The 13,996-nt window shown below is 57.1% G+C and carries 10 protein-coding genes; 5 read left to right on the top strand and 5 right to left on the bottom strand.

Annotated features, from left to right (window positions below; genetic code table 11):
- Positions 1–80 precede the first annotated feature (80 nt).
- The 4 genes from BRA1253DRAFT_RS14455 to BRA1253DRAFT_RS43555 form a co-directional block, all read right to left on the bottom strand.
- The gene (locus tag BRA1253DRAFT_RS14455) at positions 81–716 is read right to left on the bottom strand and encodes a hypothetical protein (protein ID WP_198288249.1); all 636 of its coding nucleotides are present in this window, start codon (positions 714–716) and stop codon (positions 81–83) included.
- A gap of 68 nt (positions 717–784) precedes the next feature.
- Entirely contained in the window at positions 785–3,199 is a 2,415-nt protein-coding gene (locus BRA1253DRAFT_RS14450; RefSeq protein ID WP_007595333.1) for a polysaccharide biosynthesis tyrosine autokinase, read from the bottom strand.
- Between the two features lie 642 nt (positions 3,200–3,841).
- Positions 3,842–4,825 (bottom strand): NAD(P)-dependent oxidoreductase, encoded by a 984-nt coding sequence (locus BRA1253DRAFT_RS14445; protein WP_007595332.1) that lies wholly within the window; start codon positions 4,823–4,825, stop codon positions 3,842–3,844.
- A gap of 402 nt (positions 4,826–5,227) precedes the next feature.
- Complete coding sequence (locus BRA1253DRAFT_RS43555; protein WP_157158587.1) at positions 5,228–5,686, bottom strand: hypothetical protein; 459 nt, start codon at positions 5,684–5,686, stop codon at positions 5,228–5,230.
- Positions 5,687–5,960: 274 nt separating this feature from the next.
- Here BRA1253DRAFT_RS43555 and BRA1253DRAFT_RS14435 point away from each other — a divergent pair, with 274 nt between their 5' ends.
- Entirely contained in the window at positions 5,961–7,031 is a 1,071-nt protein-coding gene (locus tag BRA1253DRAFT_RS14435; RefSeq protein ID WP_007595327.1) for a glycosyltransferase family 2 protein, read from the top strand.
- Between the two features lie 23 nt (positions 7,032–7,054).
- On the opposite strand, the gene BRA1253DRAFT_RS14430 is transcribed toward BRA1253DRAFT_RS14435, so the two are convergent.
- Positions 7,055–8,332 carry a hypothetical protein gene (locus BRA1253DRAFT_RS14430; protein ID WP_007595325.1) on the bottom strand — a complete coding sequence of 426 codons (1,278 nt, stop codon included), beginning with the start codon at positions 8,330–8,332 and terminating at the stop codon, positions 7,055–7,057.
- A 138-nt stretch (positions 8,333–8,470) separates the two neighbouring features.
- Between BRA1253DRAFT_RS14430 and BRA1253DRAFT_RS14425 the strand changes: the two genes are divergently transcribed.
- The 4 genes from BRA1253DRAFT_RS14425 to BRA1253DRAFT_RS14410 all read left to right on the top strand — a co-directional run bounded on the left by BRA1253DRAFT_RS14425 (position 8,471) and on the right by BRA1253DRAFT_RS14410 (position 13,992).
- Positions 8,471–9,592, top strand: coding sequence for an acyltransferase (locus BRA1253DRAFT_RS14425; RefSeq protein WP_083869846.1), 1,122 nt, complete (start codon positions 8,471–8,473; stop codon positions 9,590–9,592).
- Between the two features lie 212 nt (positions 9,593–9,804).
- Positions 9,805–11,151: a family 16 glycosylhydrolase gene (locus BRA1253DRAFT_RS14420; RefSeq protein ID WP_007595322.1), complete on the top strand. Its 1,347-nt coding sequence runs from the start codon at positions 9,805–9,807 to the stop codon at positions 11,149–11,151.
- 179 nt (positions 11,152–11,330) lie between these two features.
- Positions 11,331–12,431, top strand: a complete 1,101-nt coding sequence (locus BRA1253DRAFT_RS14415) for a DUF563 domain-containing protein (protein ID WP_007595320.1) — start codon at positions 11,331–11,333, stop codon at positions 12,429–12,431.
- A 13-nt stretch (positions 12,432–12,444) separates the two neighbouring features.
- Complete coding sequence (locus BRA1253DRAFT_RS14410; protein WP_007595318.1) at positions 12,445–13,992, top strand: lipopolysaccharide biosynthesis protein; 1,548 nt, start codon at positions 12,445–12,447, stop codon at positions 13,990–13,992.
- The last annotated feature ends 4 nt before the right edge of the window (positions 13,993–13,996 follow it).

Here is a 13,996-nt window from a genome sequence, read left to right as displayed (position 1 = left end):
CATCATTACGCGCCCTCCCAACTGGCCCCAGCATGCGGTTGATTTGCGGCATTCGCGCGGCATGACAGTTCCGGGCCAAATTATCGAACGTAGCAGTACTGCGACAAGTAACGGAGAGCCGTCGCCAGTCCAGCCATCGGCACCGCTCCGTGGATCGCACTCGGCGCGGTCCCAATTTCAACCGCAAGCTCGTTTGCGTTTTGCCAGTCGCTGGCAGCAAGCTTCGAGGCGTCGGCGGGTAGTAGGAGCGCCACGCCGCTCTGGATCACAGATGCGTGGAACTCTGCGCGCTTCTCTCCTGCTATGAGGGCTACGTTCGGTTGCGCCGAGCGGGACAGTGGCTCGAGTACAATGAGTACAATTTCGATACCACCTTTTCCACATTGCAGGCTCAGGCCAGCAAGGCCCGTATCCGACTTGGCACTATCGACGACATGCATCACTGAAATGGCATCGGCGCCACCGTCCGGATTTTTGCTCTTCACCAGTCGCCATCCGCTCTCAAGCTGTGTCGATTGGCTGCCGGACTGGATCTGCTTGAACGCCTCTTCGTCGCAACGTCGACGCTGCTCGGCGGTGATCCCAGACCCGCAGTTCACAATGCCCGGACTCACCGGCTCGGCTCGGCCGGGAGTTGTCGTCATCAAGAGACCAACACAGAGCAGAATTGAGCGCACCATCAGAAGTCCCGAATGCGCTAGCGCCAAATCATTCATGTTGTACCCAACGGCCCTGTCAAATATCGGGCAAGCGCTGCCCGCAGCTCCGGATCAAGCATCGGATGTTAATCGACGTAACCGTACCTCTTGTAGTATCGATTGCGATAGTAGGTCGCGCCGTACGTATCGTAGCGGCTCATCACTGACACGTTCACCTTGTTGAGAACCGCACCGAGCATACGCTCGCGTACAACCGGCGTTTCGCTTAACACGCGCTCGACGATATCCACTTTGGACTTCGCCCATTCGATGACAAGGATATAGGAATCAGCCAGCCCCCTGGTCGCCCGGACGTCGACGACGGGCGCCAACGGGCTAAGATCAAGAACGATACGATCAAAGTGCTGCCGTAGTTCCTGGAACAGGTCTTCCATCTGTTTCGAGGCCAGCAGGTCGCTCGAATTCGAGAAGCGCGATGTGATGGCACAAGGCAGAAATTGTAGATTCGTCTGCGGGTCTATCCAGACGACATCCCTCCAGTCGGCTTGGCCCAGGACGACATGGATCAAGCCGCCCTGCGCAGCCGGAGTAAGCCTCGCCGTGAGGCTTGGGTTGCGAATGTCGCCGTCCATCAGCAGTGTACGGCAGCCGCTTTGCGCCAAGGTTTGGGCCAGCGCTTCGCTGATGGTTGACTTTCCCTCGTTCGGAAGAGCGGAGGTAATCCCCAGGACCTTGCTGGAGCCTGCACCGAAATTCGCAAAATCGCTGGCTAGCTTAATCGACCGAAATCCCTCTGCGAAGCGTGAAAACGGGGCATTGATCACGTGCCGCCCGACGCTCTCTTCGGTCGAAAGCAGACGGTCGCGGTGGGACTGCTGGTGGCTGAACCCGGGCGCGGATCCGTGGAGTGGCAACGTCGTGCCGGATCTTCCGTAGTTCGTGGGTGCCTGCTGCAGATTGGGCTTGTCGCGTTTGCCGAATCGCCAGGCCGCTTTGCCGGATTGAGCGGAATTCGCTTTGACGGCGCCCCGCTCTATCACCGGAATCGAAGCGAGACAGCGGGTATCCACGAATTGCTCGACCTGCGAAACGGTACGGAAGACGCGATCCATCATGTCAAGCAGGATTGCAACGAGAGCTGCGAGAATCGACCCAGCCACGATCGCCGCAAGTAGGATGAGTGTCGTTCTTGGCGACGTCTTGTTGGGCAGAGTCGACGCGGCCTGGCTGATCACCCTCGCTTCGGTAATGGGAAACGACTGCTGCTGAACCGAGACCATGTAGAGTTGCAGGAAGTTGTCAGACAATGCGCGAGCGCTCTGAGCGTTGCTTTCCAGATCTCTGAGGACGATTTGGGCCTGACCTGTATTATTCGAGATCGCTATCGTATCGTTCAAGCTCTTCTGGCTGGACTCTTCGCGCGCCTTGGCAATTTCAAGGTCACTCTTGTAGACCTCGGCGGTGCGCCGCAATTCGTCAATGATCGAGCGTCGGAGTTCCCGCATCTGGTTGCGCAAATTGACGACCGCCAGATGTGTTGGTCCATATCGGTTCGACCAATCGGCCTGCTTGGCCGCGTACTCGAGATAGGTCTGGCGCAATTTGGTGATGACCGGGTTGGCCATCGTCTCGCTCACAGTCGCGAGGTCATTCAGAATGACCTTAGAATCGTCGCTGTCCGCATTCAATATCGCGGTGATGCGTTCGAGCTTAGCTTGTGCCTCCGCACGCTGGCTACGCGCAGCCGTCAGCGAAGTATTGATTTCAGCGAGTTGCTGCTCGGTGAGCAGTCGCCCGCCGGCGTCGATGATGTTGTTCTTGGCCTTGAAATCCGCAACAGTGCGTTCGGCAGAAGATGCCTGCGACCGCAATTCCTTCAATCGGTCCTGCAGCCAGACCGCCGCCCGTCTCGATGACTGATATTTCGATTCCAACGAGTCCAAGATATAGCCGTCGGCAACTGCGTTGGCGATCCGCGCTGCCAGCTCCTGCGATAATGCCTGAAAGGAGATCTCGATAACATAAGTCACGCCGACGCGCTTGATGCTGAGGCCGCTCGCAAAGCGAGAGAGTGCTGCGCGCAGTATTTGCTCTTCCGTGGGCGGGGTCGATTCGGAGAATATTCCGGTAATCGCGCCACTGATGCTGCTGAGCAATCCGCCACCGTCGCTCATGAAGTCTGCCGACCCCACAAGTTTTAAGTCCTTGATAACTTTGGTGGCGATCGCTTCGGACTTGAGAAGTTCGACCTGACTGTCGACCATCGCCGAGTCGATCGGGTTATCTCCGCCGCTCGCGGGCGCTTGTGTCTGCAGGCCCTGCATCTTACGGCTGTCGATCATCAGGATCGCCGTTCCGGTATATCGCTTCGGTGCCGTGAACACGTAGATGCCGGCAAGACCGATGCACAGGAGCAGCGTGAAAATCATCACAGGATACTGCCGGCTCACCAGCGCAAGCACGGAGGAGATGGTCTGCTCCAGCGATGGAGCCTCCGGCGCGGTGGTTTCGATCTCTCGAGATGTGATCTTCTGAAGCATCCCGCCCGCCTACCTAAATCTCTGTGAATGCGGCAACAGGCTGCCTTGCCGCCGCGCTGATTCTTGAATGGTAAAGTGCCGCTTAGAAGTCATGCCTTGGCAGAACTCGACACGCCGGATGTGGTGATCGAGATCGCGGCGCTCGAGGGTCGACCAATGCCATCGAGGCTCCGGCGAAACACCTACTTGGATCGTCCGACACGCTGTTTGGTCAGACAGGTTTCGGCAACGCTGCCGGGCCAACGTCGGGGCCGATCGCCGCAAAATCGTCACAATGCCTCTCCGCCAACTCTGCCAAAAAAAGGGACCTTCAAAACTAACGATTTACGCCGCCTGAGAAGATCAGGGGTTGCCCATGATCTGGGCAGACAGCTCGACCCGCCTGGCGCCGCGGTGGATTACGCGCGACCAGCATCGAATTCTGCAATGCAATATCGGCCTCAGTGTGACGGACAAGCATGAGGATCGAGCAACTCCCAGAGGCAAGGGATCCGGTCCGGAGTTACGTCCGAGCACGAGATGCCGGAGTGCGAACGAGCCGGGGGGCTTCGGAGCATCCGCTGTAGTGGCGAGGGTCGGCTTTGGAGTTCCACCGGTGAATCTCTGATCGGCCGGGCACTTAAAAATTAAGCCAACGAGACCTCAATCAAAATCCTTGGTCGAGGATTCCCGATGCCAATCGACAAGCGAGCTTGCCAGGTCGTAGTCGAATTTGAACCCGCTTGCGATCAGATGCTTCGGCAGAATGTTCGTAGAAAACCACAACTTCTTGATCCGGTCACGATTGATGCCGGTCTTGATGCCGACGGCCTGCAGCACCTCGAATGGAAGCACGGCGAGATCCATCAGCCATACCGGAATCGTTATCGTCGGCTTGGGGTATTCGGCAGCTTGAGAGAAGGCGGAGCAAATCTGGCTGATGGTGTAACGGTGCTCATAGCAGAAATTGTAGATCGACAGACTGTCGTTGCGAGACGCCATGAAGAGCATCGACGAGACGAGGTCCTTCACGTAGCCGCACGACTTGATAGTGTCGGTTCGGCCGGGATAGATGAAGGCCCGCCTTTCGAGAAGCCTCGACAATCGCGTGAAATTGCCTCGCTCGTAGCGGCCATAGATGACGGCGGGACGTACGATGGTCAGCCGCCTGTCCGGGTGTTCGGACTGCCATAGACGATGGATCGCTTCGGCCGAGAGTTTGGAGCGTCCATAGGCACTGACAGGGACTGGCGTCGCATCTTCGGTAAGTGGGGTTTCCGTCGGACCGTAGACCGATATCGAACTGGTAAAAATGATGTTCCGGCTGCCAGTGTCTTTCGCAAATCGGCAGACGTGCACCGCCCCCAGCACGTTTGTATAATAATAGTCTCCGTCCGGATGACCCGGGGTGACATGGATCGCAGCCAGGTTGAAGATGTCGGCAGGCACCCCGCCACCCAGCTTCGGGTCGATTGGCTCACGGACATCATGATGGACATATTCGACGCCTTCGACGTGCGCCCTAGGCTTCCCGATATCCACCGAAACGATCCGGTTGTAGCGCCCGGAAGCGAGCATCCGCGTCATCAGATGTGTACCGATGAAGCCTGCGCCTCCAAATACAATAGCCTGGGTGAGATTGGACATGTGCGCGAGGGTCAATGTGAGTGAAGGTGCCGAGTTAACTGCGATGAACTTCGGTCAAGGCTCCCCGGTAATCGAGCGCGCGCATCAGAGAGCTGCACGGCCCGCCGGTGCAAAAATTGTGCCCGCCAAAACCGAGATCGCTTGACGTGTGGTGCCCCCGCCGGCGAGCGTTGTTGCTTCTGCAGATCAAGCATGCGTGGCTCATGCGGCGAGAACAACATCGTTAGCGGGTGTGACATGCTCAGCGTCATCGGTTCCATTTAGGTGATCCTGAATGCGGTGGCACTGGTTCGATCGGCAACGCGAGTAGATGGGAGGATGTGTTCGCCACGGGTATGATCGTAGATGTCTTGTGAAGGTATCATTTCGCGTTCAACCAGGTTGCTCGTTTGGTTCAGCAGCTCAATAGAGCTCGCGATACTCAAATTGAAAATTCGTTGATCCGGCCGCGATCCCCAACAGCCTTTGCAGCTTCTGGTATCCTGCGAGTGGCACGTCCATGCAATCGGAACTTCCCGCGTAGCAAACCCGAACCCGGATCGATTGACCGCAAATGTTTTGAACCAGCACAATCTGCTCGATGATCTTGGGGTTGTTGGCTTGGGGGTGCGTCAACGGATTGACTGATATGCAAAGCTTTCCGTCTACTGTCGTGTGATTTGGAGCGAACGTACCTTCCATCGGCCGAACCGAACTCGAAGGCCGAGTGGAAATGCCGGAGCCGCCATACATCGGAGGAGACGTGCGACCGAAGCCTGAAATTTGAGCATCGGCTGTCGTTGCGACGAGCGATGAAGCGATCACCACAGAGATCGCCAAATAACCGTCTAAGTGCCTAGATAGGTTATCATGCATCTTCACTGCTCTGCACATCCATGATGGTTGGAAGCCGCGGTTATCGGCGGCAGGATAGAATTGCAGTTGCGGCAACAGAATGACGGGTAAAATAGTTCCGTGGAATTGCGGGCGAGGAACTTGCCTCTTCCTTGCGCTTGAAAACACGTGCTAAAGGCTGCACCTTCCTGGATTGGTGTCTGACGTCCGTTGAGTGTGATGTTCTCTCGGCCGTCATGCGACGTACTTACAACGCGAGTATTCTAGGCGGCGAATGTTGAAGAGACCAGGACACGCTGTGTTGTCGGAAGTCGAGCTGGCGATCCTGCCGCGCCTCTCGGTCGTCATTCCGAACCACAATTACGCAGCTTACGTGGGATCCGCGATCCGCAGCGCGCTGGATATACGATGGCCAAACGTCGAGGTGATCGTCGTCGATGACGGGTCGACGGACCATTCACTCCACGAGATCAACGAATTTGCAGACGAAGTCACAATCATCAGCCAGGCGAACGCCGGGCAAATGATGTCCTGCGTGAATGGCTTTCGCAGGTCGTCCGGCGATATCGTCATATTTCTCGATTCGGACGATGCCTTGCACCCTGATGTGATGACGGAGATCGTATCCGTTTGGTCCAAAGCCGCGAGCAAATATCAGTTTCAGATGCGCGTGATCGATGCCGAGGGGCAGCCGACCGGAAACCTCCTGCCGCAGTACTTCTCCTGTCCAACCTCGGAGGACGTCCGCAAGTGGATGGCAACCACCGGCGCTTATCCGACCCCGCCCGGGTCTGGAAATGCCTACCCGAAATGGTTTGTCGAGCGTATTTTCGATTTTGAGTCCGACTTCGTTGATCGGGCTCCCGACAGTTATCTGTTGGCGGCCGCTCCCGCCTGTGGCGAGATCGTGACGATCACCAAACCATTAGCATATTATCGGGTGCACGGCCTCAATCACGGGGCGTTCCTTCAACTAGACGATACCCGCTTTGCCAGAGAGATCGACCTCACGCAGAGGCGGTACGGATTCTTTTCCGAGATCGCACGCACGGAGAAGCTGCCGGTTGCGCCCGATGCGCTTAAGAGTAATTTGATATTTCTTTGCTTGCGGATAGCGTCGTTCAAGCTGCGGCCGGACCTTCATCCAATCGCGGCGGATAGTTCATTGAGCATCGCTGTCGATGCCCTTGGAGCGGCTGCGTCGCCACAAGGCTTCTCAAGGTCGCAGCGTATATCGCTGCTGGCGTGGATCTTCTGCATCCTCATCAGTCCGCGGTACTTTCGTCGTGCCCTGGTGAGTTTGCGGTACGTGCCCGCCCAGCGGCCGAAATGGTTGCGTGCGTTGCTCGGTCGATTCCGCATCATTCGATGATGGGGCTGGCTGGGACACTTCGGTCAGAGAGCCTGAGGACGGATCGACCTCAGGGCAGCGCCTGGCGATTGCGACCATACGCACAGCATTGCCATCAAGATCAGGAATGGAGCCATGGCGAGGTTGCCGCCGCCGAGCTGATAGCAGGCCAGCATTGTCAATGCGAGCATCGAGTTGTCTTTTCTGAATATCGAGAGGACGAGATAGAACAGGAAAATCAGTAGCCCGACAATTCCGTAGTCCGCAACGAGCTTGAGAACGGGATTTCCGCTGCCGCCGAAGTAGGCGGGCGACCGTTCCAATCCGCCGGGCCCGGAGCCGATAAGCACTCTGTCGGTCTGAAAGAGATAGTCCCAGGTCTGCAGTTGTGCGACGTAGCGGGCATAGCCGCTCGACTTGGTTGAACTGAATTCATCAAGCCTACTAACGATGGGATCAAAAGGCTCCGGTGCAATGAGGTACGTTGTACCGATCATCAAGGCAACGGCCGCCCCGATGGCGATAACCCGTAGTGATTTGAGCGGAGCAATCAGGGGATAGACACTCAGGGACACGACGAGCACCAGGAGGCCTGATCCGGACCGGGTGAGCACGTACGAGATGGCGTATAACGGAAGATAGGCAAGTCGCCGCAAAATGAACACATCGACGACAACTCCTATAGCGAGCAATTGGGACAGCGCTCCCGGCTCCATCGGGAAAAACCCGTTCGCGCGCCGATTCAGCGAGCCATAAAATTCCACCGCATTTTGATTGTAGGCGGACTCGACGAGGACGGGATCGAGCGCCGGGATTGTATCCTTGAACGAGAAGATCCGTATTCCGCCGAATTGAAGAACGATCTGGACGATTGCCAGAACGGCGCACAGGCGAACATAGAACAGGAAGACGGGAAGGACCGCCTCGTTGGAGAATCTCGTCGAGGGTCCGAACAGGAAGATCGAATTCGTGACAAGAACCATCGCAAGCGATGCCGAGCTGATCTCCACGCCGCGATCGGGAGATTCGGCTGCGGCGACCGCGCTGAAGAGAAACCAGACGACGACGAGTCCGAATGCGAGAGTCTGCGGCCCGCGAATGCTCACCAGACCAACCCACCATCCCCACGCGACGAGCGCGAAGAATCCGAACAGCGAAAAGAAGATCTGTCCGGTTCCAATGAGGAGTCCGAAGCGCTGCATGCAAATGCACAGAATGAAGGCGATGTGCGCGAAAATGACGCTATTGGTCTCGTCGCTTGACGCTGCTGCAGCGCGCTTGTTAGACGAGGTTCTGGCTGGGAATGTGTCGAGGCTCACCATGTTGGGACTCGTCGATTACTGTTTCGTGGCGCCTCGGTTGGTGGGTGCGTCTGGGCACAGGGTAACGATCGCGATCCACCTTGGTCTCTCTCGTGAGGCTGTTCACCCTCTATACTAGAGCCTGTAGCGACTTCCCACATGGAACACAACGCGAGCGCAAGAATTAACCCTTACGTTCATGGTGCCAGAGGTTTGTTTTGCCTCATGGTATTCGTCTATCACGTCGTTCATTCCGGATTACCCACGTTCGATCTGTTTGCCAGAGGGCTGTTGGGTGAAGCGCTGCAGTCCGGAAAATTCGGTGTCGAGTTCTTCTTCGGCATCAGTGGAATCGTGATTCTGCCAAGCCTTTATCGAGCATCCTCGGTCGTGACCTTTATTCTTGATCGCTATGCGAGGATTCTTCCTGTGCTCTGGATGACCGTGATCGCGATCGCGATTTCTGGCTGGCTTTCAGGAAAGGGTCCAAGTCTGCTGTTGGTTGGTGCAAATCTGTTGGCGCCGCCGCCATTTATTGACATCATCCAGATCAATCCCGCGGCGTGGTCGCTCGGATACGAATTCCTGTTCTATGGAGTATGTGCCGTCGTTTTCCTAGTCAGCGGCGTCAGTCGGCCGCTGGCGCTGACGTTAGCCGTCAGTTCGCTGGTCTTGCTCGTGTACTATCCCCGCGCGCTCCTGATGATTGGTGGCGTGCTCATTGCGGAGAAGTACCTATCGTCGACGTCGTTGCAATCGCTGGCGAAGTACCCGGCGATCTTCTTCGTGCTGTTCCTGACTGTCTGGAGAGGCCTCGAGCTTGCCAGTGCAACAGACTACGTTGGCTTTGTCACGCCGGCATATTTGCCATTCCATGACTGGATCTCTGCTTTTCCATTTGTTGTTCTTGGTGGCGTCTTCGGGACTATTTTCCTGCTTGGCATGTCCCGAGGGAACGGCCTGTTCGGAAGAATGCTGCGTTGGCAAATGATGCAGTGGCTTGGAACGATCAGCTTCAGTTTCTATCTCTGGCCGCCGATCGTCATGGCCGGGGTCAAGCTGATCATGTATCGAACGGGCATGGTCGATGCATTGGGGAGCGGATCGCAACTGTTTTTTCTCCTGGCCTCGCTTCCGCCGTCGCTTGTCGTTGCAACGATCAGCCATCGCCTGCTTGAAGTGAAGATGACGGGACAGATTCGAAGCCGGCTTGACCGCGCCGCGAACCGGCAGTCCGGCCGATCAATCAAGCACTCGACGGCACTCAAGGAGGGAACCTGATCGGGGAACAGTCAAATGTTCTTGATTGTTCGACAAGTCACCGCCCCAAAACGATCGCAAGTTGCACGTCTACTTGCGAAAAAGCCGCAGGGCCGTGCGCTTGCGTGTGCCGGCTCGCGACGTGGCAGCGTCACCATTGCCAAAGTCTTTGCGCATTGAGCCGGCACAGCGTTTCTCAGCCGGCTAACAGCCGTACCGAAAGGATCTCGTTGATGTTCGCAGCCGTGCGCAGGCAAGTCCTTTGTGTCGCCTCGATAGTCGTTGCATTCGGATCCGCAACGCCGGCCTGGTGCGCTGGCTGGGAGCTGGTGTTTTCGGATGAGTTCAACGGCGACAAGCTTGATCGAACCAAATGGGCGACCCGATACATCTACAACAACGAAACGATGGATCATTTCAACGATGAAAAGCAGCGCTACCGCGACAACCACGTGGTGTCCGAAGGTACGCTGAATCTGACTGCAAAAAAGAATGAGGGGGCGGACACGTTCGATTCCGGGATGATCCGGAGCCATCAGACATTCTACTACGGCTACTATGAAGCGCGGGTCTTTCTTCCGAATGCGCGGGGATCGTGGCCGGCATTCTGGCTCGAAGCCGATTACGATATCGATGGAAAGTTCTGGCATCCGCCGGAGATCGACATTTTCGAGTACGTCATCAATGGTGTGGAAGACAAGCCGAACATGCTGCACTCGAATGCCATGACTAAAGATAAGTGGACGCCGCAGTCCTACACGTATGTGGACAGCTCCTTCGTGCTCAGGTTTCAGGACATGGTCAGCAAGGAGGATCTGAACAAGGACTGGCATATTGCCGGCTTCGTTTGGGCTCCTGACCGCATTTCGTTCTTCTGGGATGGCCGTCTCGTCTACACGCGCATGTACCAGTGGCTCAGGAAGGATGGCCAACTGGGACCACCGGCGCACATCGATCTCAATTTTGCTGTCGGCGGAGCAGCCTGGGCCGGCCGGCACGGGATCGATGATGCGGCTTTCCCGCAGGCGTTCAAGATCGACTACGTTCGCGTCTGCCAGTTCACGCCCTCCGAACGGGGAAGCCGAAAATGCGGTCCGAGCGACGTGACACCGGATCCGAATGATTTTGGATATAGGGCAGCGCTCAACGACATGCCCAAGCCGACATTCCTCAACGTTACGAACGTAGTAGCGGATAAGAAGCCGAACGCGGGGGTATTGTCGCTGGGCACGACCGATCCGCTCAAGATCGAAATTCCGATCAAGATTCCGGACGACTATCCGACAAATCGAACGCTTCACGCGTACGTCTTCGACGAAATAACCGGCGCTATGGTCGCATCGGCAAAGAAGCCGCTGCAACAGGACTCTCGCAAGGAAGGGGAAAATGGCGTCAGCGTGATCGAGTTTGCGCTGCCGGCCGTGCGGCGTGAAGGGAACTATCTGCTGGGCAGCAAACTGACGGCCGAAGTCGCGGGCGAGGTCGGCCCCAAAGAAGTCCCAGTTGCTTGCGACACCACGGTGATCCAACCAAAAAAAGCCAGATCTTGCCGTCTACTGTCGCTGCATGTGCACCGCTGATCGGAGGGGTGCACATGCAGCGTGAGCACAGCTCCGTGTGATCTGAATCAAGCCGAGTACCGCTGATTGCGCTCGGCACGCTATCCGAAGGTCGGTCTGAATTTTGCTTGGCTGTGGCAGGTGAGCCGTCATGCGGGCTTGCCTGTCACGGTCAGTGTCTCTTGCATTGGTAGTTGTCCATGAACTCAAAAGTTCGCGCCGTCAGGCAAATCCTCCGTGGTACATTGCGCGGCAGCCCGAGCCGGCTTTGTGATCATCGCACGTGGCGAAGTGAACATCCGCATACGTGGGTCACTGCCGTCGAGGAACAGGTCCTGACCCGGAAGGCACCGGTTCGATTCGGCAGCCGCGACGCAGGTTTCGGTGAAAGCGTTGACAACAGAATGCCCGAGCTGGGCGTTCTCCGCCTGGACAAGGCCCGCATCCTCGGTCCCGACGGCTGGCTCGTGACGGAGGATGGATCGCTGCTCTACGAGAGCACTTGGTACGGATCGTCGTTCTCGCGCCATCCGCGATCAGTTGCCTATGGGACGCCGCTGCCGCTAAGCGGCACCTGTCTCTCGCTAGCGAGTGATTTCGCCGGAGGGAACTATGGGCACTTCCTGCTCGATTGCCTGGGACGCTTGGCGCTATTCCAGAAAAGTGGCCTGTCGCTCGAGGATGTCGACTATGTCTATTTGCCCAAGCCTGCGTCCGAAACGGCAGCCAAACTCGTTCGCCGGCTTGGAATTCCAGTGCACAAGTGCGTGTGGGCAGGCCAGGAGGACATCCAGGCCGATCTCGTGATCGGCACTTCGTTTCCAGGCTTGCGACGGAATTATGCACCATGGCTTACGGAGTTCTTCCGCTTGCCGGTCGCCAAGTCGCCGCTTCGTCACGACAGGCGCGTATACGTTCCGCGCAAAGGACAAAGGAAGGTTGCCAACGAACAAGAGCTGATGCCTGCACTGAGAAAGTTCGGCTTCCAGATCTACGATTTTGATGACGTTGAGGATGAAGCGGCGTTTTTCTCGGAATGCGCGATTGTCGTTGGCCCACACGGTGCAGGGCTGACCAATCTCGTATTCTGCTCGCCTGGAACGAAAGTCCTGGAGCTGATCCCCTCAGACCACGTGCATCCCTATTACTACACGATCGCTACGTCGGCCGGCGCGCACTATTCTTACATCGTGGGAGACAGCAAGGGAACACGCCCGCGGGGAGCGTTTGGGCCCAGTCCATTCGATTTCGAGGTTGCGCCTGACATCTTCGAGCGCGCACTGGAAACCATCTGTCAATGAACGAGCATTGAAAATGGTCGCTATTGGTGCGCGTACGGCGCTCCCTTTGTCGAAAAATTCAATCGCCATCGGAGCCGCCTGGATCGGCGTGAGCCGGCTGGTGGTTGCCAGTCTCGGCTTGCTGAACACGCTCATATTGGCGAGAATGCTCACGCCGGAAGATTTCGGCCTGGTTGCCGTCGCGACGGCCATCATTGCTGTTCTGACGTCGATGACGGAACTGTCCCTGGCATCGGCGCTCATTCACCACAAGGATCCTAGTGAGGATCAATTCCACTCCGCGTGGACGTTGAGCCTGGCTCGCGGCTGCTTGCTGGCACTCTTGCTCTCGCTGCTCGCTTATCCGGTGGCATTGTCGTACGGCGATGGCCGCTTGATTCCGATCCTGTTGGTCCTGAGCTGCTCGATTGTGATATCTGGGCTTCGAAATCCGATGCTTGCGATGATGCAGCGTCAACTCGTCTTCTGGCAGGAATTTGTGACGAGCAGCAGCCGGGCGCTCGCAACCATCCTCGTCTCATCCGGGATCGCCATTTGCTTCAGGAGCTACTGGGCGCTTATCGCAGGAGCCGTCATCGCCAACTTCATCGATGTCGTCGCCTCTTATCTCATCCATCCGTTCCGGCCGAAATTCCGGATAAGGGGGAGCCGCTCCCTATTCTCGTTCTCTGTTTGGCTATCACTCGGACAGGCCGTCAGCACGCTCAACTGGCGTTTCGACCAAATCATCATCGGATATTTTCTCGGGAAATCCGCCCTGGGTGCGTATGTGCTGGGCAGCGACTTGGCCGCCACGCCGACAAGAGAAGCAACAAATCCACTCGCCGGGACACTGTTTCCCGCGTTTGTGAGGCTGAGGGACGACAAGGCCGCCCTTCAACGCGCTTATCTGTCGGCGCAATCAATGCTGTGTGCGATTGCCTTTCCGGCTGGGTTCGGCTTCGCGTTGATCGCCGATCAATTCGTTCCGCTCGCACTGGGTGAAGCCTGGGCAGGCGCGACAATCGTGATCCAGCTCCTCGGTGGTGCAATTGCGTTGCATACGCTCAGTGCGACCGTCCAACCCCTTGGTCTGGCCCTTGGGCAGACGCGCAGGTTATTTCATCGCGACGTTGCGATCCTGATCGTGAGGCTGCCTGTCATCGTGGCGGGCTTGTGGGTCGGGGGGGTACTTGGCCTGCTGGTCGCTCGCGTGGCGGTTACGCTCGGCGGTGTCGTCTACAACATGGTCCTGGTCCGCGAATTGATTGACACTTCTGTCTCCCGACAATTTCTCGTGAATCTGAGGACCGCTTTGTCCACCTGCACGATGATCATTGTCGGTCTTCTGACCAATTGGAGTTTCATCACATCGTTTGGCCATGAGTCTCACGTCTATGCTCGGTTGATCGCCATTGTTCTCGTGAGCGCTCTCGCTTATGTCGGGTCCCTCTTTGGAGTCTGGCGAGCGACAGGCGCGCCGGCCGGGCCAGAGCGTGAGATCCTGCGAATCCTCGGCGCAATTGCCAACAGGTTTCGGGAAACTGGGAAAATCGTCGATGATAACCGAGGAGTCGGGTGAGTAA

The organism is Bradyrhizobium sp. WSM1253 (assembly GCF_000244935.1).
In the GTDB taxonomy this organism is placed as follows: Bacteria; Pseudomonadota; Alphaproteobacteria; order Rhizobiales; family Xanthobacteraceae; genus Bradyrhizobium; species Bradyrhizobium canariense.
Note: the sequence above shows the minus strand (reverse complement) of the source record. Positions and strands in the feature narration are given on the sequence as shown.